The sequence below is a fragment of the Thauera sp. WH-2 genome (genome assembly GCF_048321015.1).
GTDB lineage: Bacteria > Pseudomonadota > Gammaproteobacteria > Burkholderiales > Rhodocyclaceae > Thauera.
On record NZ_JBLWFG010000001.1, the window covers coordinates 804,781 to 825,530 of the forward strand.

General features: G+C 66.6%; 22 protein-coding genes. 9 read left to right on the top strand and 13 right to left on the bottom strand.

The annotated features are described in order from the left end of the window. Positions 1–28: 28 nt before the first annotated feature. Positions 29–1,540, bottom strand: a complete 1,512-nt coding sequence (locus tag ACNKW1_RS03855) for a hypothetical protein (protein ID WP_418363262.1) — start codon at positions 1,538–1,540, stop codon at positions 29–31. A 168-nt stretch (positions 1,541–1,708) separates the two neighbouring features. On the opposite strand from ACNKW1_RS03855, the gene rpsP reads away from it, so the two are divergent. From rpsP to rplS, 4 genes are all read left to right on the top strand, one after another. Continuing rightward, positions 1,709–1,957: a 30S ribosomal protein S16 gene (rpsP, locus tag ACNKW1_RS03860; RefSeq protein ID WP_418363263.1), complete on the top strand. Its 249-nt coding sequence runs from the start codon at positions 1,709–1,711 to the stop codon at positions 1,955–1,957. Between the two features lie 31 nt (positions 1,958–1,988). Continuing rightward, the gene (gene rimM / locus ACNKW1_RS03865) at positions 1,989–2,507 is read left to right on the top strand and encodes a ribosome maturation factor RimM (RefSeq protein ID WP_418363264.1); all 519 of its coding nucleotides are present in this window, start codon (positions 1,989–1,991) and stop codon (positions 2,505–2,507) included. A gap of 98 nt (positions 2,508–2,605) precedes the next feature. Beyond that, positions 2,606–3,364 (top strand): tRNA (guanosine(37)-N1)-methyltransferase TrmD, encoded by a 759-nt coding sequence (gene trmD, locus ACNKW1_RS03870; RefSeq protein WP_418363360.1) that lies wholly within the window; start codon positions 2,606–2,608, stop codon positions 3,362–3,364. 97 nt (positions 3,365–3,461) lie between these two features. After that, positions 3,462–3,869, top strand: a complete 408-nt coding sequence (gene rplS / locus ACNKW1_RS03875) for a 50S ribosomal protein L19 (protein WP_418363265.1) — start codon at positions 3,462–3,464, stop codon at positions 3,867–3,869. Between the two features lie 102 nt (positions 3,870–3,971). Here the strand turns inward: rplS and lptG are convergent, their stop codons facing one another. Both lptG and lptF read right to left on the bottom strand, forming a co-directional pair. After that, on the bottom strand, positions 3,972–5,048 hold the full coding sequence (lptG, locus tag ACNKW1_RS03880) for an LPS export ABC transporter permease LptG (protein WP_418363266.1): 1,077 nt from the start codon (positions 5,046–5,048) through the stop codon (positions 3,972–3,974). Then, positions 5,045–6,127: an LPS export ABC transporter permease LptF gene (lptF, locus tag ACNKW1_RS03885; protein ID WP_418363267.1), complete on the bottom strand. Its 1,083-nt coding sequence runs from the start codon at positions 6,125–6,127 to the stop codon at positions 5,045–5,047. The genes lptG and lptF overlap by 4 nt, the downstream gene beginning before the upstream one ends. Before the next feature lie 206 nt (positions 6,128–6,333). On the opposite strand from lptF, the gene ACNKW1_RS03890 reads away from it, so the two are divergent. The 4 genes from ACNKW1_RS03890 to ACNKW1_RS03905 all read left to right on the top strand — a co-directional run bounded on the left by ACNKW1_RS03890 (position 6,334) and on the right by ACNKW1_RS03905 (position 12,010). Beyond that, the gene (locus ACNKW1_RS03890; protein ID WP_418363268.1) at positions 6,334–7,833 is read left to right on the top strand and encodes a leucyl aminopeptidase; all 1,500 of its coding nucleotides are present in this window, start codon (positions 6,334–6,336) and stop codon (positions 7,831–7,833) included. 17 nt (positions 7,834–7,850) lie between these two features. Beyond that, on the top strand, positions 7,851–8,291 hold the full coding sequence (locus tag ACNKW1_RS03895; protein ID WP_418363269.1) for a DNA polymerase III subunit chi: 441 nt from the start codon (positions 7,851–7,853) through the stop codon (positions 8,289–8,291). Beyond that, the gene (locus tag ACNKW1_RS03900; protein ID WP_418363270.1) at positions 8,288–8,947 is read left to right on the top strand and encodes a hypothetical protein; all 660 of its coding nucleotides are present in this window, start codon (positions 8,288–8,290) and stop codon (positions 8,945–8,947) included. Before ACNKW1_RS03895 ends, ACNKW1_RS03900 begins: the two co-directional genes overlap by 4 nt. Before the next feature lie 78 nt (positions 8,948–9,025). Further along, positions 9,026–12,010, top strand: coding sequence for a valine--tRNA ligase (locus tag ACNKW1_RS03905; protein ID WP_418363271.1), 2,985 nt, complete (start codon positions 9,026–9,028; stop codon positions 12,008–12,010). Positions 12,011–12,152: 142 nt separating this feature from the next. On the opposite strand, the gene ACNKW1_RS03910 is transcribed toward ACNKW1_RS03905, so the two are convergent. Then, positions 12,153–12,383, bottom strand: a complete 231-nt coding sequence (locus ACNKW1_RS03910; protein ID WP_418363272.1) for a sulfurtransferase TusA family protein — start codon at positions 12,381–12,383, stop codon at positions 12,153–12,155. 80 nt (positions 12,384–12,463) lie between these two features. Then, a complete protein-coding gene (locus tag ACNKW1_RS03915; protein WP_418363273.1) occupies positions 12,464–13,903 on the bottom strand; it encodes a M48 family metalloprotease in 1,440 nt (479 codons plus the stop codon). 122 nt (positions 13,904–14,025) lie between these two features. On the opposite strand from ACNKW1_RS03915, the gene moaC reads away from it, so the two are divergent. Continuing rightward, positions 14,026–14,514, top strand: a complete 489-nt coding sequence (gene moaC / locus ACNKW1_RS03920; RefSeq protein WP_418363274.1) for a cyclic pyranopterin monophosphate synthase MoaC — start codon at positions 14,026–14,028, stop codon at positions 14,512–14,514. Between the two features lie 14 nt (positions 14,515–14,528). On the opposite strand, the gene ACNKW1_RS03925 is transcribed toward moaC, so the two are convergent. The 8 genes from ACNKW1_RS03925 to ACNKW1_RS03960 form a co-directional block, all read right to left on the bottom strand. Next, positions 14,529–14,750: a hypothetical protein gene (locus ACNKW1_RS03925; RefSeq protein WP_418363361.1), complete on the bottom strand. Its 222-nt coding sequence runs from the start codon at positions 14,748–14,750 to the stop codon at positions 14,529–14,531. Between the two features lie 8 nt (positions 14,751–14,758). Continuing rightward, a complete protein-coding gene (locus tag ACNKW1_RS03930) occupies positions 14,759–15,493 on the bottom strand; it encodes a phosphate ABC transporter ATP-binding protein (RefSeq protein WP_418363275.1) in 735 nt (244 codons plus the stop codon). Between the two features lie 8 nt (positions 15,494–15,501). Next, positions 15,502–16,206, bottom strand: a complete 705-nt coding sequence (locus tag ACNKW1_RS03935) for an ABC transporter permease (protein ID WP_418363276.1) — start codon at positions 16,204–16,206, stop codon at positions 15,502–15,504. A 72-nt stretch (positions 16,207–16,278) separates the two neighbouring features. Next, positions 16,279–16,587, bottom strand: coding sequence for a hypothetical protein (locus ACNKW1_RS03940; RefSeq protein WP_418363277.1), 309 nt, complete (start codon positions 16,585–16,587; stop codon positions 16,279–16,281). A 3-nt stretch (positions 16,588–16,590) separates the two neighbouring features. Next, complete coding sequence (thiS, locus tag ACNKW1_RS03945; protein ID WP_418363278.1) at positions 16,591–16,860, bottom strand: sulfur carrier protein ThiS; 270 nt, start codon at positions 16,858–16,860, stop codon at positions 16,591–16,593. Positions 16,861–16,869: 9 nt separating this feature from the next. Further along, positions 16,870–18,162: an NAD(P)/FAD-dependent oxidoreductase gene (locus ACNKW1_RS03950; RefSeq protein WP_418363279.1), complete on the bottom strand. Its 1,293-nt coding sequence runs from the start codon at positions 18,160–18,162 to the stop codon at positions 16,870–16,872. A gap of 59 nt (positions 18,163–18,221) precedes the next feature. Continuing rightward, entirely contained in the window at positions 18,222–20,069 is a 1,848-nt protein-coding gene (locus ACNKW1_RS03955; protein ID WP_418363280.1) for an aldehyde ferredoxin oxidoreductase family protein, read from the bottom strand. A gap of 12 nt (positions 20,070–20,081) precedes the next feature. Then, a complete protein-coding gene (locus ACNKW1_RS03960; protein WP_020687811.1) occupies positions 20,082–20,561 on the bottom strand; it encodes a 4Fe-4S dicluster domain-containing protein in 480 nt (159 codons plus the stop codon). Between the last annotated feature and the right edge of the window lie 189 nt (positions 20,562–20,750).

The window sequence follows — 20,750 nt, forward strand, 5'->3', positions numbered from 1 at the left end:
CCTCGGATCCCGACTCGCGGGCGCCGGATCAGATCGGATACGGATCGAGCTCGTACTGGAACAGTTCGACACGCGAGGTCTGCATGTCGAGTCCGAGCGCACGCGCCTGCGCGATGTAGAGCGACGCGCCCTCGCGCACGAACACAAAGCGGCGCGAAGCATAGGTGCCAGCGGGCGCAAGCATGGCGGGATGGCGCCGCACGGGCTCCATCGCCGGAAGGGCGAGCGCGGGCTCAAGCTTCTTCGCGGCCCGGCCGCGAAAACCGACCTCCACCGGCTGAAAACCGATGCCGACGATCTGCAAGCCAAGCTCGAGTTGCCCCGGGTGCTCGCTGCGCGCCCAACGCACGATGCAGATGGACCAAGGCTGTTCGGCGTCGCGCCGCAGAGCCAGTGTGGAGCCCGATTCAATCTCTCCCCGGACGCCGGCAACGCTCATGATCGCAAGCCCACCCGGGCTCTCGTTGATGACCTCCCACTTCTGGATGCCGGCCAGCGGGCGCGCAGCATCCTTTCCCAGCAACCACATCGCATGCAGCCCGACGCACACCTGGACTGCATAGTGCCGGGCGCGACGCGGCTGCTCCCGCACCGGAACGGCCATCCACAGACCACGCAAGCGCTTGAGCAGCGCGAGCGCCTCGAGGACCTTCAGCCCGGGCGGCAGACCCGCGCCCTGCAGCGCCTCCGGCGCAAGTTCGTCCTGGGCGCCGGCAAGCTCCGCGGCAGTCAGGTTCGCCGTTACCCAATCAATACACTCGCCCAAGCGCTGCGCCATCGGCCTGGGATTGAAGGACCAGATCTCGGAGCTACCCTCCCGCTCGGCCGGCACAGGCCTGCGCGCGACCGCCACCGGTGGAGCGTCGCCCGCCAGGTCCACCCACCACTGCGCCGCAGTCGCCGCCGGGCTGCTCCGCGTAAGATCGGCAACCGAGAGCAGGCGCTCATCGAGGAAATCGAACAGCCACACGAGTTCCCGGCCGGTCAGCGCATCGGGCTGTGAAGCGGCAAGCGTGAGCAGGCGCAGATACCAGGGCGCGAGGCGCTGCCCGGCAGCCGTGCCGATCCCCGTAGAGCGCGCGAGTCGATGTGCGAGCCGCCAACTGCCCTCGGGCACGTCCGACGCCGCGAGCCCCGCGACACGGAAGACTTCGAGCACCGCCTCGAAAGCGTGCGCAGCGGCCGCATCCCGTTCGGATGCACTGCCCCCGGCACCGGATTCGACAAACTGGAGCAACCCGCCCGAAACAGCAATCAACAAGGAGCCCAATGCCGCCTGGCGTGCGAACAGCGCCTCGTCAAGCGGCAGCGGGCAGCCCGCCGCCTCGGCGCGATAATCCGCGCAGAGTCGCCGCAGAAAGGACACCGCCGCCACGCCGACACGGACACCTCCCCCCTCCAGCGCACCGCCCCTCTGCAGGACCGCGCAAAGCGGATCGCGCAGGGCCTCGAGGCCCTCGACCGAAGGCGCAAAAGCCCGATCCTCGAACAGGTCGAGCAGGGCCTGGGCTTCGTCGGAAAGAAGTGGGGACGTGTTCATGGTCGGTCGCGCTGTCGGGCACACCGCATTCTATCTGCTCCACCGCTACGGGGAAGCGGCCCTTTCGGCCCATCTCCATGCACAGGAAAGTTGCGCATTATTCTTGCCGTCTCGGGAGCAAAGGCCTATACTCCGCGGTTTTTCGCATCCACCGATCAGGAATAACAGATGGTCGTCATTCGCCTTGCCCGTGGTGGCGCCAAAAAGCGCCCGTTCTTCAACATGGTCGTTGCTGATTCGCGCAATCGTCGCGACGGTCGCTTCATCGAGCGTGTCGGTTACTACAACCCGATCGCTGCCGGCGCCGAACAGAGCCTGGTGATCAACACCGAGCGCCTGGCCTACTGGCAGCAGAACGGCGCCCAGCTGTCGCCGACGGTTGCCCGCCTCGTCAAGCAGGCCGCCAAGGCTGCTTGATCGGCTGCGGTCTGCCACGGCGGAACGAAGCATGATCGTACTGGGGCGCATCGTCGCCCCTTTTGGCGTTCAAGGGTGGGTCAAGATCCACCCCTTCGGTGACGATCCACTGTCGTGGCGCAAGATGTCCCACTGGTGGCTGAGCAGCGACGACGCTGCGCCGGCTTCCCAATGGAAGCAATACACGCTCGCGGCCTGCCGCGCGCACGGCAAGGGGCTCGTCGCCGCGCTGACCGAGGTCCCCGATCGGTCGTCCGCAGAAGCGATCGATGGCTTTTACATCGCCGCGCCGCGCGAAGCCTTGCCCAAGCCGGCCGAGGGCGAATACTACTGGGGCGACCTTGTCGGCCTGGCGGTCGAGAACGAGGCCGGTGAAGCGCTGGGCACGGTGAAGGGACTGGTTTCGACCGGTGCCCATGACGTGCTGCAATTGCAGGAAGGTGAAGGCGAAGGGAGCGTGGAACGCCTGATTCCCTTTGTCGCCGCCTACGTGCTGGACGTAGATCTGGCTGCCCGGCGCATCCGGGTGAGCTGGGAAAAAGACTGGTGACGCGGACTTGCACGCTTCCGGTCGAAGCGCAAGCCTCCACGGACGCTACGCAGGAAGGAGCGCCGAAGGGCATCGAAGGTGGGCAACGTCGCTACGACGTGATTACGCTCTTCCCCGAGATGTTCGCGGCCCTCACCGGAAGCGGCATCACACGAAGGGCGATCGATCGCGGGCTGTACGCCATGGGGCTCCACAACCCGCGCGACTTCACCAGCGACCCGCACCGCACCGTGGACGACCGCCCCTATGGTGGCGGTCCGGGCATGGTGATGCTGGTCGAGCCGCTCGCACAGGCGATCGCTGCGGCGCGCACGGCGCAGGAACAGGCGCTAGGGCGCAGCGGACGGGTAATCTACCTGTCGCCGCAGGGTCGAAGGCTGGACCAGGCAGTGGTGATGGAACTGGCTGCAGAGCCTGGGCTGGTGTTGCTCTGCGGACGCTATGAAGGCGTGGATCAGCGCCTGATCGAGCGTGAGGTCGATGAAGAACTCTCGCTCGGCGACTTCGTGCTGTCGGGCGGGGAATTGCCGGCGATGGTACTGCTCGACGCGATCGTGCGTCAGCTGCCCGGCGCACTGAATACGGCCGACTCGGCACAGGAAGACTCCTTTGCCGACGGCCTGCTGGACTGTCCGCACTACACGCGGCCAGAGATGTACGAGAACGATCGAGTGCCCGATGTGCTGTTGTCGGGCAACCACGCGGCGATCCGCCGCTGGCGGCTCAAGCAGGCGCTGGGCCGCACCTGGCAGCGCAGACCCGACCTGCTCGGGTTGCGCCAGCTGAGCAAGACCGAATTGAAACTGCTTGAGGAGTTCAGGCAGGAGCAAGCCGGGGCGGAAGGTCGGCAGACCTGAACCCCTTACACAAACGGCACGTACCAGGTTGCGACCTGCTCTGCGGCCAGGCCGACGCAGATGGCGGAAGGCCGATAACATCGATGGAGTTTTTGCAATGAACCTGATTCAGCAACTCGAGCAGGAAGAGATCGCCCGCGTCGCCGCCGGCAAGACCATCCCCGCCTTCGGCCCCGGTGACACCGTGGTCGTCCAGGTGAAGGTCAAGGAAGGCAACCGCGAGCGTCTGCAGGCCTACGAGGGCGTGGTGATCGCCAAGCGCAACCGTGGCCTCAACTCCTCCTTCATCGTCCGCAAGATCTCCTCGGGCGAGGGCGTCGAGCGTACGTTCCAGACCTACTCGCCGCTGGTCGCCGGCATCGAGGTCAAGCGTCGTGGTGACGTGCGTCGCGCCAAGCTGTACTACCTGCGCCAGCGCTCGGGCAAGTCGGCTCGCATCAAGGAAAAGCTGGACTACAAGGCGGCCGCTGCAAAGCGCGCCGCCCAGCAGCAACAGGAAGGCTGATCGCAGCGCGCTGCGGTCACTTCTCGCAACGGGCCTTCGGGCCCGTTTTTTCGTTCACCGGCATATCCAATGCCGCGCCTTCCCAAGCGGCAGCGTCTGCGCTCAACGGCGCTCGACGTAGTGCATCAGCCAGGCGGCCGCAGCAAGGAAGATCAGGCTCGGCGTCAGCGCGGCCATGACCGGCGGCCAGGCGTTGATCATGCCAAGGTTGGAGAACAGGCCGTTGAGCAGGTGGAAGCCCACCCCCAGCATGACCCCCATGAAGATGCGCGCGCTCGCGCCGCCCATGCGGTCATGGATGAAACCGAATGGCATGGCCAGCGCCATCATCACGAGCACGGCGAAGGGGTAGATGATCTTCTTCCACAGCGCGATCTCGAAACGGTCCGAATTCTGACCGTTGTCGCGCAGGTGCTTGATGTAGGTCCACAACCTGCCAAGCTGCATGTGCTCCGGCGACACCATCAGCACACCCAGCACTTCCGGCGTGAGCTCTGACTTCCACGCGATTTCCGGCAGGTGCTCGACCTCGGTGCGGTCACCGTGAAAGCGGGTACGGGCGACCTCGAGCAACTTCCATTCACCCTGCCCGTCGAACACGCCCTGGCTGGCCTCGGCGATGGAGACGAGGGCATAGTTCTCGTCGAAGGTGTAGATGCGCGCGTTGCGCAGCGTGCGATCCGGCATCAGCGTACGCACGTTGATCACTTGCCGCCCATCCTTCACCCACAGCCCGGAGCGAAGTTGCTGCGACACGGTGGCCTTGGTTGCGTTGAGCTTCCACTCCTCCGCCGCCGACTCGGCGGGGGGCGCGACGTACTCACCGATCAGGAACACCAGGGCGACGAACACCACGCCGATCAGGCCCAGGGTGCGCATCAGCGCGCCGTTCGACATGCCCGAGGCACGCATCACCGTAATCTCGGAATGCCGCGCCAGCGTCGCCAGCGCATAGAGGCTACCGATCAGCACCGCGATCGGCATCAGCTCGTAGACCCGCGCCGGCAGGGTCAGCACCACATAGATCACCGCCTGGTAGAGCGTATAGCCCCCCTTGCCGATGTCCTCGAGCTCGTTGATGAGGTCGAAGAAGGCGAACAGGCCGAGGAAGGCGACCAGCACCAGCAGGGTCGAGCCGAAGATTTCCCGCGCGATATAGCGCAGCAGCACCACGCTCATGTACGCCTCCGCCAGAACGGTGACACGGCGAGCCGCGTGTAGAACAGCAGCCCGAGCGCACCGAGCACCACCAGATGCGGCAGCAACAGGCCCGGGACAAAACCAACCCGCCCCTGCGTCACCCAGGACTGGAACACCGAGATCGCGTTGCTGTAGAGCAGATAGACGAGCAGCGCGATAAGCATGTTATTGGCCCGCCCGGCGCGAGGATTGACAAAGGAGAGCGGAATGGCCAGCAGCGCAAGCAGCAGCGCCACGACCGGTACGCCGATGCGCCCGACCAGTTCGCCCAGGCTGCGCTTGTCCTGCTGCGCCAGCAGCAATGCGGTCGGCTGCGCGCGCGTGCGGGCGAGCTGGCTGGTGACCTGCTTCTGCTCCAGTTGCACCTCGTAGCGACCGAACTCCATCACGCGGAACGCCGGCGTACCCGGGGTGCCGTCATAGCGCCGTCCGTTCTCCAGCACCACGTAGCGCCGTCCCTCGCCATCACTGCGCAGGAAGCCTTCGGACGACACGATCACAACCAACCCGCCAGAGCGTGTCTGCTCGCTGACGAACACGTTGCGCACGCGCCCGTCTTCGCCCGCCCCCACTTCCACGAAGAACACGCGCTGCGCGCTGGAGGATTCACGAAACACGCCTGGCGCGACACGCTGCGTATCGTCGCGACTGTCCAGCCGCGCGCGGTATTCGCCGCTCTTCTGCTGCGCCCAGGGGGACAGATAGAGCGCCCCGGCGCCAATCACCAGCACCAGCGGCAGGGCAAAGATCAGCACCGGCCGGATCCAGGACGTCAGCGGCACACCCGCAGCGAACCACACAACCATCTCGGAGTCACGGTAACTGCGCGAAAGTGAAACCAGGATGGCAATGAAGAGCGTCAGCGTCAGGACCGTCGGCATCTGCGCGAGCGCCCCGAAGCCGATCAGCGCAGCGACCGCATCGGCCGGCACGCTGCCCCCTGCCGCCTGGCCGAGCAGGCGGATGAGCACGGTGGAGATCAGGATCGCGAACAGGGCAACGAACACCGCGGCTGCCGTCTGCGCGAGCTCCCGTTGCAAGGCACGACGGAAGATCATCGGACGACGAGCCCGGATCGGCTCGGAAGAAGCAGCGAAGAAGGAGGCGGAGGAGACGGGAAGCGGGGCAAGATGCGGTACCGGAACGCGGCACCCCGCCGCGCAGCTCGCGCGGATGCAGACGGGAAGCCTTTTTGACGCCCTGCTTGCGAACGGGCCATAATCGACCGCAATCCGAAACCGGCGTATTTACAAGGAAAAAGCGGATGGAATTTACCATAAAGACCGGCAACCCGGCACAGCTGAAGACCGGCCTGCTGGTGCTCGGCGTGTTCGCCGGCAGCAAGCTCCCCCCTCTCAGCGCAGTCGTCGACGATGCGGCGCAAGGGCTCGTTTCCGCCCTGCTCAAGCGCGGGGATCTCGAGGACAAGGCCGGCTCCACGCTGTTGCTGCACGACGTGCATGGCACGCACGCGGAGCGCGTTCTGCTTGTCTGCCTGGGCACGGAAGACGCGTTCAGCGACAAGGCCTACCGTGACGCGCTGAGCGCCACCGCGAAGGTGCTCGCCTCCAGTCCGGCGAAGGACACCGTGATCACGCTCGCGGAGGTGGGGCCAAGCGGCCGTGACCTGCCCTGGCGCCTGCAGCAGGCCGCGCGCATCCTCGCCGACGGCGCCTACCGCTTCGACGCGCTCAAGACCGACAAGAAGAAGGACAGGAAGCACCGCGGCACGAAGAAGCTCACCCTGCTCGTCAGCAGCGAACTCGACGCCGGGTTCGACACTGCCATGCTGCAGGGGCAGGCGATCGCCACCGGTATGGCGCTGGCGAAGGATCTCGGTAACCTGCCGGGCAACCTCTGCACCCCCACGCATCTGGCCGAAACCGCAGTGGCGCTCGGCAAGCAGTACAAGTTCGACGTCGAAGTGCTCGAACGCGCCGACATGGAAAAGCTCGGCATGGGCGCCTTGCTGTCGGTGGCCCGCGGCTCGCACCAGCCACCCAAGTTCATCGTCATGCACTACAAGGGTGGCAAGACCAAGGCAAAGCCCATCGTGCTGGTCGGCAAGGGCATCACCTTCGACACCGGCGGCATCTCGCTGAAACCCGCCGCCGAGATGGACGAGATGAAGTTCGACATGTGTGGCGCCGCCAGCGTGCTCGGCACCTTCAAGGCGATCGCACAGATGGGCCTGCCCATCAACCTCGTCGGTCTCGTCCCCACCACCGAGAACATGCCCGGTGGCGGCGCCACCAAGCCGGGCGATGTCGTCACCTCGATGTCGGGGCAGACCATCGAGGTGCTCAACACGGACGCCGAAGGCCGCCTGATCCTGTGCGATGCGCTCACCTACGCCGAGCGCTTCAAGCCCGAGTGCGTGATCGACATCGCCACCCTCACCGGCGCCTGCGTGGTCGCGCTCGGCAAGATCCCGAGCGGACTGCTCGCAAACGATGACGAGCTCGCCGCCGAGATCCTGCGCCGCGGCACCGAATCCGGCGACCGCGCATGGCAGCTGCCGCTGTGGGAGGAGTATCAGGAGCTACTCAAGAGCAACTTCGCCGACATGGGCAACATCGGCGGCCGCTACGCCGGCACGATCACCGCTGCCTGCTTCCTGTCGCGCTTCGCCAAGGCCTACAAATGGGCGCATCTCGACATCGCGGGCACTGCCTGGGTGTCGGGCGACGCCAAGGGCGCCACCGGCCGTCCGGTGCCGCTGCTGTCGTCCTTCCTGATCGGCCGCGCCGCCAGAAAGGCTTGAGCAACGGTCGTCCTGCCATGGCCGCACGCGTTCATTTCTACCACAACACGCCCGACCGGCTCGCCCTCGCCTGCGAGCTGGTCGCGAACGCCCACGGCCGCAGCCGCAAGGTGGCGGTGCGCTGCACGACTCCCGAGCAGCTCCGTACGCTCGACAAGCTGCTGTGGACGGCCGAACCGCTGAGTTTCATCCCCCATGTCCCCGCTGACCATGCACTGGCCAGCGAAACGCCCGTCACGCTGGCATGCGCGGGGGAAGCCCCGAACTGGCCGCATGGCGACGTGCTGCTCAACCTCAGCGACGATTTGCCCGCCGAGCACGACGCCTTCCGCATGGTGGTCGAGATCGTCGGACACGACGCTGCAGAACGGCACGCTGCCCGCCAGCGCTGGATGCGCTACCGCGAGTTGGGCTGCGAACTCAAGGCCTTCGACGCCGAACGCAGGGAGGCGCTATGAACAAATGGTCCTCGTTTCCTGACGACGATGAGTTCGAACGTGCCGACGACCTGATCGACCAGGCAGACGCCCTGCTGCGCCGTCACCGCGGGACCGACGCGCCAGCACCCAACGTCCCCCATGAGCCCGCCCACGAGCGCTTCGACGACGACGAACTTCCCATCCTCACCGAAGTGGTCGAGGACTTCGAGCCGCCCGCGGGCTGGCGCCCGGCGGAAGCGATGCCTCAGCCCGCAGCTGAACCCGAACACATCGAACCACTCGCCGCACCACTGCGTTGGGAAGACCTTGCGCCCCCCCCCATCAAAGCCCAGCCAGCACCCAGCGCATCCTTTGCGGCCCCAGCGCCATCGACACAGGGGCCGGACCCGGTCCTGGATGCGGTCTTCCCCGACAGCCCCCCAGCCGGCACGCCAGCGCTACCGGACCTGACGGAGCGACTCGTCGAACTCGACACCACGATTGCCCGCGAGATTTCACGCTGGGTCGAAGCCGAGCTGCCTCAACTCGTCTCGCGCGAGCTGGATCGCGTGCGCCGGCAACTGGAGATCGAGGTCCAGTCCCACCTGCGCGCCACCCTGCTGCCGGAGATCTCCGCACGCATCAGCGCCCTGCTCGACCAGAACAGCGACGACACGCCGCCCCCCCGCGCCTGAACACGCCGGCGCGCGCATCGGGGCCCGCGGCGCGCATCCGCTATAATCCGCGCTTTGCCTACAAGCGCGTAGAACACCATGGAACTGGCCAAGAGCTTCGAGCCCGCCGACATCGAACGTCGCTGGTACCCGGAATGGGAATCCCGCGGCTATTTCAACGCCGGACTCGACAAGTCGAACCCCAACGCCTTCTGCATCCTGCTGCCGCCGCCCAACGTCACCGGCACGCTGCACATGGGGCACGGCTTCAACCAGACGATCATGGATGCGCTCACCCGCTACCATCGCATGCGGGGTGACAACACGCTGTGGCAGCCGGGCACCGACCACGCCGGCATCGCCACCCAGATCGTCGTGGAGCGCCAGCTCGATGCCCAAGGCATCAGCCGACACGACCTCGGCCGCGAGCGCTTCCTGGAGAAGGTGTGGGAGTGGAAGGAGTACTCCGGCGGCACCATCACGCGCCAGATGCGCCGCCTGGGTACCAGCCCGGACTGGAAGCGCGAGCGCTTCACGATGGACGAGGGCCTGTCGAAGACCGTCACCGAGACCTTCGTGCGCCTCTACAACGAGGGCCTGATCTACCGCGGCAAGCGACTGGTGAACTGGGATCCGAAGCTCGGCACCGCGGTGTCCGATCTGGAAGTGGTGTCCGAGGAAGAGGACGGGAAGCTCTACCACATCCTGTATCCGTTCAGCGACGGTCCCATCGGTGAGCTGAAGGGCCTGACCGTCGCCACCACGCGCCCCGAGACCCTGCTCGGCGACGTCGCGGTGATGGTGCACCCCGAGGACGAACGCTACGCCCACCTGATCGGCAAGACCGTTGCGCTGCCGCTCACCGGCCGCCACATCCCGGTCATCGCCGACGACTACGTCGACCGCGAGTTCGGCACCGGCTGCGTCAAGGTCACCCCGGCGCACGACTTCAACGACTACGCCGTCGGCCAGCGCCACAAGCTCGACATGATCGTGGTGCTCACGCTCGCAGGCAGCGTGCCCGCGGTTGCGGAACGCTACACCACCGACGGCATCACGCTGGAAGGCGTGCCGATGCCGGCCACGGTCGCCGGCCTGGATCGCGTGCCGGCGCGCGATGCGGTGGTCGCAGAACTGGAGCAACTCGGGCTGATGCTCGAGATCAAGGCACACAAGCTGCAGGTGCCGCGCGGCGACCGCACCAGCGTGGTCATCGAGCCCATGCTCACCGATCAGTGGTTCGTCGCCATGTCCAAGCCAGGCGCGGATGGCAAGTCGATCACTCAGAAGGCGCTTGAGGTCGTGGCCTCGGGCGAGATCAGGTTCTACCCCGAGAACTGGATCAACACCTACAACCAGTGGCTCAACAACATCCAGGACTGGTGCATCTCGCGCCAGCTGTGGTGGGGCCACCGCATCCCAGCGTGGTACGACGAGGAAGGAAAGATCTACGTCGCCACCTGCGAGGAGGAAGCGATCCGCGCCTGGAAGGCCGAGCTTCAGGCCGAGATCGACGCCTTGAACGCCGAGGTCCAGACGCGCCAGCGCGATGGCCAGACCGCGGCTGACTACCCTGCCATCGCCGAGCGCCTGGCGCTGCTGCATGCCCGACACGACGCCGGCCGCCTGCGCCAGGAAGACGACGTGCTCGACACGTGGTACTCATCGGCGCTGTGGCCGTTCTCGACCCTGGACTGGACCGCCGAGTGGCCCGGCAAGAGCAACGACGCGCTCGACCTCTATCTGCCCTCGACCGTGCTCGTCACCGGCTTCGACATCATCTTCTTCTGGGTGGCGCGTATGGTCATGATGACCAAGCACATCACCGGCAAGATCCCCTTCAATCACGTCTACGTGCATGGTCTCATCCGCGACGCGGAAGGCCAGAAGATGAGCAAGTCCAAGGGCAACGTGCTCGACCCGATCGACCTCATCGACGGCATCGCGCTCGACGAGCTGGTCAAAAAGCGCACCTTCGGCCTGATGAACCCGAAGCAGGCGCAAAGCATCGAGAAGAAGACGCGCAAGGAATTCCCCGAGGGCATTCCTGCCTTCGGCACCGACGCGCTGCGCTTCACCTTCGCCTCGCTCGCCAGCCCGGGCCGCGACATCAAGTTCGACCTCGCGCGCTGCGAGGGCTACCGCAACTTCTGCAACAAGCTGTGGAACGCAACCCGCTTCGTGCTGATGAACTGCGAGGGCCAGGACTGCGGCATCGGCGACAACGTCGCCTGCTCCGCCGAGGTGCTCGATTTCTCCTTCGCCGACCGCTGGATCGTGTCGCGCCTGCAGCGCACCGAAGCCGAGGTCGCAGCGCAGTTCGAGGCCTACCGCTTCGACCTGGTCGCGCGCACGGTGTATGAGTTCGTCTGGGACGAATACTGCGACTGGTATCTGGAACTCGCCAAGGTGCAGATCCAGACCGGCACTGCGGCCCAGCAGCGCGCCACCCGCCGCACGCTGCTGCGCGTACTCGAGACCGTGCTGCGCCTGGCGCATCCGCTGATCCCCTTCATCACCGAAGAGCTCTGGCAGACCGTGGCACCGCTTGCCGGACGCAAGGACGGCGACAGCATCATGCGCGTGCGCTACCCGCGCGCGGACATGGGCCGCATCGACGAGGCATCGGAGGCCAAGGTCGCCGAACTGAAGGCAATGATCTACGCCTGCCGCAACCTGCGCGGCGAGATGAACATCTCCCCCGCCCAGCGCCTGCCGCTGGTGGCCGCGGGCGACAAGGCCGCGCTCGCCGTTTATGCGCCCTACCTCGCCGGCCTGGCCAAGCTCGCCGAGGTGCAGATCGTTGACGAGATCGGCGCGGAGGAACTCGCCCCGGTCGCGGTGGCCGGCGAGACCCGGCTGATGCTGAAGGTGGAGATCGACGTCGCTGCCGAGCGCGAACGCCTGGGCAAGGAGATCGCCCGCCTCGACGGCGAGATCGCCAAGGCCGAAGGCAAGCTTGGCAACGCCAGCTTCGTCGATCGTGCACCCGCCGCGGTGGTCCAGCAGGAGCGGGATCGCCTCGCCGGATTCAAGGCCACCCTCGAGAAGCTGAAACCGCAACTGGCAAAGCTGGGCGCTTAAGTACCCATCTGCGCTGGCAAGACAAAACGGGCTGCCCGATTGATCGCGGCAGCCCGTTTGCTGTCTTACGGCAACCAGGCGCGAATGCGGTTCGCCATGACGCCGTCAGGCAGCTTCGCCGTGGCCCGGCGTCGCCGCAAACCTACTTCCGCTTCAGGAAGAACTCGAACGCCTTGTCTGCCGTCTCGCCCTGCTTGACCAGCTCATTCCCGGTCTGGCGTGCAAATGCCTGGAAGTCCTTGACTGAACCCGGATCCGTCGCCACCACGCGCACCACCTGGCCCGAAAGCATCTCTGCCAGCATCTTCTTGGCACGCAGGATGGGCAACGGGCAGTTCAGACCACGGGCATCCACTTCCTTGTCGAAATTCATCCTCTCCGTCCTTTGTTCTGGGGTTTTCAAGCGCGACCGATTCTAAAGTACGGCAGGCAACCGGCAAAGCGCCGCAACACTCACTGCTGCCGCCGCGCTTCCTGCAGGCTGCGCTGCAGCTCGCGCAAACGGGCATCCACGGCAGACAGCAGATAGAAGTCGCCGTCACCCGCCTTGCGCGCGATCTCCAGCTGCTCGATGGCCGCCGGCAAGCTACCGCGCAGTACATACACCTCCGCCTGCGCGCGGTGCTGCGCACTACGCTCGCCGAGTGCAGCGTGCGCGCGCGAGAGCAACTGCCACAGGCGCGGATCACCGCTACGATCGTCAAGCAGGCGCCGCACCGCCTTCGCGGCCTCGCCGGCCTGCCCTGCCTGGATGCGGGCATCGGCAAGCGCATAGGCCACGCTGCGGCTGGCCGGAAACTGCCGGCGCGCCGCATCCAGGATGCGCACTGCTTCCGCACCGTCCCGGCGCGCGATGTGGATCTCAGCAGCCAGCGTTTCCAGCCAGGGGGACGCGGGCGCACGCTTTCGCACCACATCGAGACGCACCAGGGCATCGTCGGCACGTCCTGCACGCAGCAGCGCGCGTGCGAGCCCATAGGCCATCTCCTCCGCCTGGGGCGCACGCGCCACTTCGGACTCCAGGTCCCGCACCGCGTCGGCGGGCTGGCCCGCATCTGCACGCAGCTTCGCGCGTGCATAGCGGAAGTCGACGGAGTCGAGCACCTGCCGGTACGGCATTCGCGTGACACGGTTCTCCATGTCGGCAATACGTTCCGTCGTCAGCGGGTGAGTGCGGAGGTACGCCGGCGCGTTGTTCTCATACACCCGGGTGTTGCGCTGAAGACGCTCGAAGAAGCTCGGCATGCCGCGCACGTCCATCCCCGCCTTGTCCAGCGTCTCCAGCCCCACGCGATCGGCCTCGCGCTCGAAGGCGCGGGTATAGCCGAGCTGTGACTGGATGGCCCCGGCCTGCCCGGCGGCGATCGCAGCCTGACTCACATCGGAATTGCTGCGCGCCGCCAGCACCGCCACCAGCAGCGAAGCCATCATAAGCATCGCCGACTGGCTCTGCTTGCCCACGATCTGTGCGATATGGCGCTGGGTGACGTGGGCGATCTCGTGCCCCAGCACCGAGGCGAACTCCGACTCGGTCTGCGCCGCGAGCAGCAGCCCGGTATGCACACCGATATAGCCGCCAGGCAACGCGAAAGCGTTGAGCGTCGGGTCGCGCACGACAAAGAAGTCGAAGTCCTGCGTGGGGTTGTTGCTCACCCCCGCCAGCCGATGTCCGAGGCGATTGACGTATTCCTCGATCTCCGGGTCATCCAGGTAGGCGGCATCCCGCCAGCGGATCTGGGCGATGATCTCTTCACCGATGCGGCGCTCGGCCGCGGGGGAAAGCTCGGTAGCCGCCACGTCGCCCAGATCCGGAAGATCGTACGACTGGGCACTGAGCGGAGCGGGCAGCGCAAGCGCGCAACTGAGCAGGAGGGCGAAAGGTCGTCGCATCATCGGATGCTATGATACTGCCCGACGCCAACCCGTTCCCACACTCGATGTATCGGCGTGTTTTGCTGGCACCTCGTCCGGTGCAGCATGCGCCCTGCGCGAGCAGCCCGCCCCCATCTCCGCCCATGACGACCGTATCCTCCAACCCGCTCACCCATTTCGACGGCGAAGGCCAGGCCCACATGGTCGACGTCGGCGCCAAGGCCGAGACCCGCCGCGTCGCCATTGCGACCGGCCGCATCCTGATGCTTCCAGATACCTTCGCGATGGTGAAATCCGGCACGGCCAAGAAGGGCGACGTGCTCGGCATCGCCCGCATTGCCGCGATCCAGGCCGCCAAGCGCACCAGCGACCTCATCCCCCTCTGCCACCCGATCCCCCTCACGCGGGTCGCGGTGGAGTTCGACCTCGACGAAACCGAGTGCGCCATCCGCTGCACCGTCACCGCCGAAACCGTCGGCCGCACCGGCGTCGAGATGGAAGCGCTCACCGCGGTGAATGTCGGCCTGCTCACGATCTACGACATGTGCAAGGCCATCGACCGCGGCATGCGCATGGAAGGCATTCAGCTCATGGAAAAGCTCGGCGGCAAATCGGGGCACTGGAAGGCCTGAGGCGCACGAGCGGGTCAGTCGCGCCGCCCGGCCTCATCGCTGCGGGCCAGCCTGGCCAGCGCGAGCGGAAAAGCACCCGACCCCGCCAGCGCGACCGCCGACACCAGGAAGGCCAGCCCAGCCATCGGGTCTGCGAGCGCCGGGTGCAGTCGCGCACCCTCGCCCGCAAAGCAGATCAGCGCCGGTATCAGCGCCAGCGCCGCGAGCGCGAAGAGGATCAGCGCCGACACGGGCATCGAACGTTTCACGCGCCGTGAAAACGCATCCGCCATGGAAGTTCTCCCTGGATGAAGAGGCGCGCCTCTTCCGACTGTGGACGGGCAAAGAAGGCGCGCACCGGGGTGTGCTCGCACACCCGCCCCGCAGACATGAACACGATGTCGTCCGCGAGCCGCGTGGCCTGTCCAAGATTGTGGGTGACCATCAGGACGCGGGTGCCGTCGGTACGGATCTCGCGGATGATGCGCTCGACTTCGGCGCTGGCCGACGGGTCAAGGCTGGCGGTGGGCTCGTCGAGCAGCAGCAGGCGCGGCTTCGTCAGCCACGCGCGCGCCAGCGCGAGGCGTTGCTGCTCGCCCCCGGAAAGCTGTCGCGCACTGTCCTCGGCACGGTCGGCCAGGCCGACACGCTCGAGCATCGCCAGCCCCTGCCGGCGGCGTTCGGCGGCGGTCAGCCCAAGGGGTTTCAGCCCCAGAGCCACGTTCTGCAGTACCGAGGCGCGCAGCATCATCGGCCGCTGGAACACCATCATCACGCCCTGCGCCGGTCGGCGCGCGCCCTCGTCGCCCCAGGCCATGCTGCCGGCGTCCGGTTCGATCAGGCCACAGATCGTGCGAAGCAGAACGCTCTTGCCCGCCCCATTCGGGCCCAGCACCAGGGTGATGCCTTCTTCGCCCAGTTCCAGGTCGATGCCCGCCAGCACCTCGCGGCCGTTGGGCTGGTAACGCAGGTCGCGGATGCGAAGGGGAAAGATCGCCATCATCCGTCTCAGCCGTAGCGCCGCATCGCCCAGTGGCGCAGCATGAAGGCCAGCGCGTTGAGCGCGAGGATGATGACGATGAGCACGATGCCGAGCGCGATCGCCAGCGCGAGGTCGCCCTTGCTGGTCTCGAGCGCGATCGCGGTGGTCATCACGCGCGTCGCCCGGTCGATGTTGCCGCCGACGATCATCACCGCCCCCACCTCGCTCATCGCGCGCCCCAGGCCCGCCAGTACCGCCACCAGCAAGGAGTGGCGACAGTCGTAGAGCAGCGTGGTGACGCTGTCCCACCACGAAAAGCGCATCAGCTGCAGTTCTTCGGCGTAGCGCTGCCACACGTCCTCCACCACCTGGCGCGTGATCGCCGCCATCAGCGGAATCACCAGCAGGGTCTGCGCGATGATCATCGCCAGCGGGGTGTAGAGCAGGCCGAAACTTCCGAACGGCCCCGAGCGCGACAGCAGCAGGTAAACCACCACGCCCACCACCACCGAAGGCAGGCCCATCAGTCCGTTGATGAGAACGGACAGTGTACTCTTGCCCGGAAAGCGCCCCACCGCGATGCAGGCGCCCAGCGGCAGACCGATCAGCGTGCCAAGCAGCACCGCGCCACCACTGACCTGCAGCGACAGCGCCACGATCTCGGCCACGGTGTGGTCGAAGGTGGCGAGCAGCGAAAAGGCGTCGGAGAAGGTGGCGGCGAAGGCGGACATCGACGGGGAGCATACCCGAAAGGCCGCACGGTCCGTAACGCATGCGGCCTCGGATCGGGGCAGGTGGGGGGATCAGCCCCCGCCCTTCTGCATCGCCCGATCCAGCCGCACGAGCAGGGCACGGCGCATGGCCTCGGCACCCGGGCCAAAGCGGTAGCGCACGATCAGTTGCGGCAGCTCGAACAGCCCGAGCCGCTGCACGCCGGCGGGCTCGATGTCAATGACAAGGGATTGCGCACCGTCCTGCAGGCTGAAGCGCAGCGCTTCGGCGTTGCCTTGCACCGCGGGCCAGGCCTGGCGCAGGTCGCGCTCGAATTCACGCGCGGTGGCGGTGACCCGGCGCTCGAAGGACTCGGGCACCGGGCCGTTGATGAAGGCCACGCCTCAGCCGCCGGCGATCGGCGGCCAGATGGCGAGCTCGTCGCCGTCCTGCAAGCGGCGCCTGGCGCGCTCGGCCGGCGGCACGAAATGGCCGTTGACCAGCACCAGGTGGGCGCTGCGCTCGGGCACGCGGTAGCGGTGAATCATTTCCGCCACGGTCGTGCCCGCGTCCACGTCCAGTTCCAGCCGGTTGCCGCGGTGGCCGTCGGGCAGGTAGTCCGACAGCGAGGCAAAGAGCTTGAAGGCGATGCGGATCGTCACACGGGTCTCCATGCGCCGCCCTCAGCGCGCCAGCGCCATCGGTTGCTGGCTGCGGGCAACATAGGCATCGACGAAGGACAGCGGGTTGGCGAGCAAACGGTCCTTCCAGTCGCCAAGCCTGACCTGGCCGTGGATCAGGCCGCGCAGTGCGCCGACGTGCTGGGTCAGGCCGATGGAGGTGGCGCCGATCAGCACGTCGTCCTTGAACTGCAGGCTGAGGTAGCGGTAGCGCGCCTCGTCGACCAACTCGACACCGCTGCCGCCGACATCCGGCTTCTCGCCCCACCACTGGCCGAAGGACGAGGAGATCAGGCCCAGCGTGTCGAGCACGTTGATGGCGAGCACGCCGTTGAGCTTCGTGTCACGGGCCGCTGCACCACGCGCCATGTTCATCGCCGCGATGCGCGCCTGGTCGGCCGCGTTGGGCTGGATGGCGGCGACGAGGTGCGCGCCGGTGAACAGGTCCGGCGCCTCGGCCACGTCGCCCGCAGCAAAGATGCCGGGCACCGAGGTCTCCATACGGTCGTCGACGAGGACGCCCTTGGCGACATGCACCGGGGTCTCTTCCAGGAAGCCGACATTGGGCGCGACACCCGCGGCGACGATGACGAGGTCGCAATCCAGGCGGTCACCGGTCGACAGCGTCACCACCAGCGGCGCGTCGGTGCCCGCCTCGCTGCCACGATCGATGCGCTGCACACCCGCCGAGGTGACGACGCGGACGCCCTTCTCTTCCACCCAGCGCTTGATCATGCCGCCGGCCTTGGGCGTCATCATGCGCGGCACCATGCGGTCGCCCATCTCCACCACGGTGAGTTGCACACCGCGCTTGGCGAGCGCCTCCATGATGATGCAGCCGATGAAGCCGGCGCCCAGCTGCAGCACGCGCGCGCCTGGTTTGGCATGGGCGGCGATCGCACGCGCGTCGGCAAGCGTCCAGCAGGTCTGCACCTCGGGCAGGTCCACGCCGGGGATGGGCGGGCGCACCGGATGCGAGCCGGTGGCGATGAGCAGGCGGTCGTAGCTTTCGAAATGGCCGTCGTCGAACAGCACGGTGCGCTTTTCGGTGTTGAGCGCCACCGCACGGCCACGCATCTGACGGACGCGCAGGCGTTCGAAATGGTCGGCGCCCTTGCGCAGATAGGTGCCCGACTCGTCGATGTTGCCTTCGAGCAGGTAGGGAATGGCCATGCGCGAATACGGCGGTGCGTCCTCGTGGCCGACCATGACGATCTCGTCGTGCGGCGCGGCCTTGCGCAGGGTTTCGGCGGCGACGACACCCGCGGGGCCGTTGCCGAGAATAAGGTGTTTCATTGGAGCATCCTCGAACGAAAGGCGGGCGCCCCGAAGGGCGCCCGCTCAGGCTTGCACCGTTACAGTCCCAAACGGGCCCGCGTCTCGGCCGTCGGCTGGCCTTCGGGCGTCCAGCCGCGCACCTGGTAATACTCGGGCAGCATCTTCGCCAGGCCGTTGACCATGCCCTTGGCCGGACCGGTCTTGGCCGGCTCCTGCGTCAGACGCGGCGGCAGGTTGTCGTCCTTGGCGGTGAAGCCGGCGGCGTTGTTGAACATGCGCTCCATGTTCCAGATGCGCTCGCCCACCTCGTTCAGCTTCTCCATGCTCCAGTCGCCCTCGCAGGCGGCGGCCACCTGCGGCTGCACGTCGGCCAGGGTCCACGCGAAGCTGGTGAAGACGCAGATGCCGGCCGAGTCGAACACCGCGGTGGCGTCCTGGAAGGCCTTGACGAGCTCGGGCTTGCCGTCGGTGGCCAGCGGGTCGGTCTTGACCGGGATGCCGAGCACCTCGGATGCCACCGTGTAGCCGCGCAGGTGGCAGGCGCCACGGTTGGAGGTGGCGTAGGCCAAGCCCATGCCCTGGATGCCGCGCGAGTCGTAGGCCGGGAATTCCTGCCCCTTCACGCTCATCGACAGCTCGGGACGGCCGTACTTCTCGCACAGGCGCTTGCTGCCCATGCCGAGCTCCTTGCCGAAACCCTCGCCCACCGCGGTCATCTCGACCATCTTCGCCAGCGCCTCGGCCGAACCGAAGGGCGCCGCCATCCCGATGATGTCGTCGTTGAGGATGCCCAGCTCGTACAGTTCCATCGCCGCACCCACGGTGGCGCCGAAGGAGATCGGGTCCATGCCCTGCTCGTTGCAGATCAGGTTGGCGTACTGCAGCGCCTCGAGGTCGCCCACGCCATTGGCCGCACCGAGCGCCCACGCGGCCTCGTACTCCAGGCCGCCGGAAGCGCCCCAGTACTTCGGGCTGTTCTTGACGGTGAAGTGCCCCTTGTCGATTTCCGAGATGCGGCCGCAGGCGATGGTGCAGCCGAAGCAGGCGGCGTTGGTGACGAGGTGGGTCTTGCCATCCGACTCGCGCTTCTCGTGCATCGCCTCGGCGGAGATCTTGGACGCATCCTCGAACTGCACGTCGCGGTGGTTGCGGGTCGGCAGCGCGCCAATCTCGTTGATCACGTTCATAAGCACCTGGGTGCCGTACTTGGGCAGACCCTGGCCGGTGACCGCGTTGTCGGCGAGCACCTTCTTGGCGTCGTTGGTCGCCTTCAGGAAGGCGCCGAAATCCTTGATGCCCGACACGCCCTTGGTGCCACGGATGGCCACCGCCTTGAGGTTCTTCGAGCCCATCACCGCGCCCACGCCGGAACGGCCGGCCGCGCGATGCAGGTCATTGACCACGCAGGCATACAGCACCTGGTTCTCGCCCGCCTTGCCGATCGACGAGATGCGCACGAGCGGGTCCTGCAGCTCGTCCTTGATCTGCTCCTCGGTCTCCCAGCAGCTCTTGCCCCACAACCCGGCGGCGTCGCGCAGTTCGGCCTTGTCGTTCTCGATGTAGAGCCACACCGGTTTCGCCGACTTGCCCTCGAAGATCACCATGTCCCAGCCGGCGAACTTCATCTCGGCGCCGAAGAAACCGCCGGAGTTCGAACAGGCGATGGCGCCCGTCAGTGGCCCCTTGGTGACGACGGTGTAGCGCCCGCCGGTCGAGGCCATGGTGCCGGTGAGCGGCCCGGTGGCCATGATCATCTTGTTGTCGGGCGACAGCGGATCGACCCTGGGGTCGATCTCGGACACCAGGTACTTGGTGGCCAGGCCGCGCGAGCCGAGGTACTCGTCGGCCCACTGCATGTTGAGCGGCTCCACCGAGCAGGTGCCCGCCGAGAGGTTTACCCGCAGGAGTTTTCGATTCCAACCCATGATCCGTCCTCCTCAGGCTGCGGCCGAAGCCGGGGTGTTGGCCTTGGCGGCCCAGGCGCGCATCTTGTCGATGCCGGTCCAGTCGGCGTCAACATAGGTGATGGCGCCGGTCGGACAGGCGCTGGCGCAGGCGGGGTTGCCTTCGCACAGATCGCACTTCTGCACCTTGCCGGTGTCCTGGTTGTAGTTGATGGTGCCGAACGGACAGGCGATCGTGCACACCTTGCAGCCGACACAGGTGTCCTCGAACACCATCTTGGCGCCGGTGCTCAGGTCGATGCGGATCGCGTCGACAGGGCAGGAATTCAGGCACCAGGCTTCGGTGCACTGCGTACAGGTGTAGGGCACCTTGCGGCCCTCGTGTTCGAAGTTGAACACCTTGATGCGCGACTTGCTCGGATTGATGACCCCGGTGTGCTCGTAGGAACAGGCCATCTCGCATTGCAGACAGCCGGTGCACTTCGCGGGATCAATGTGCAGTGCTTTCCACATCGATCGTCTCCTGTTTCGCGTTGTTCACGTTATTCGTCATGACAATCGGCGCTCATCCTGGGGCGCGCGCAACCGTAACCGCGCACACGGATGACTCACCTATGCAAAACGCAGCATAGGCGCTTGAGGCTCGAGGTCAAGCCGGGGATAACCCTTTCTCCGTCGAGGGATCGGGCTTGCCACAATGCC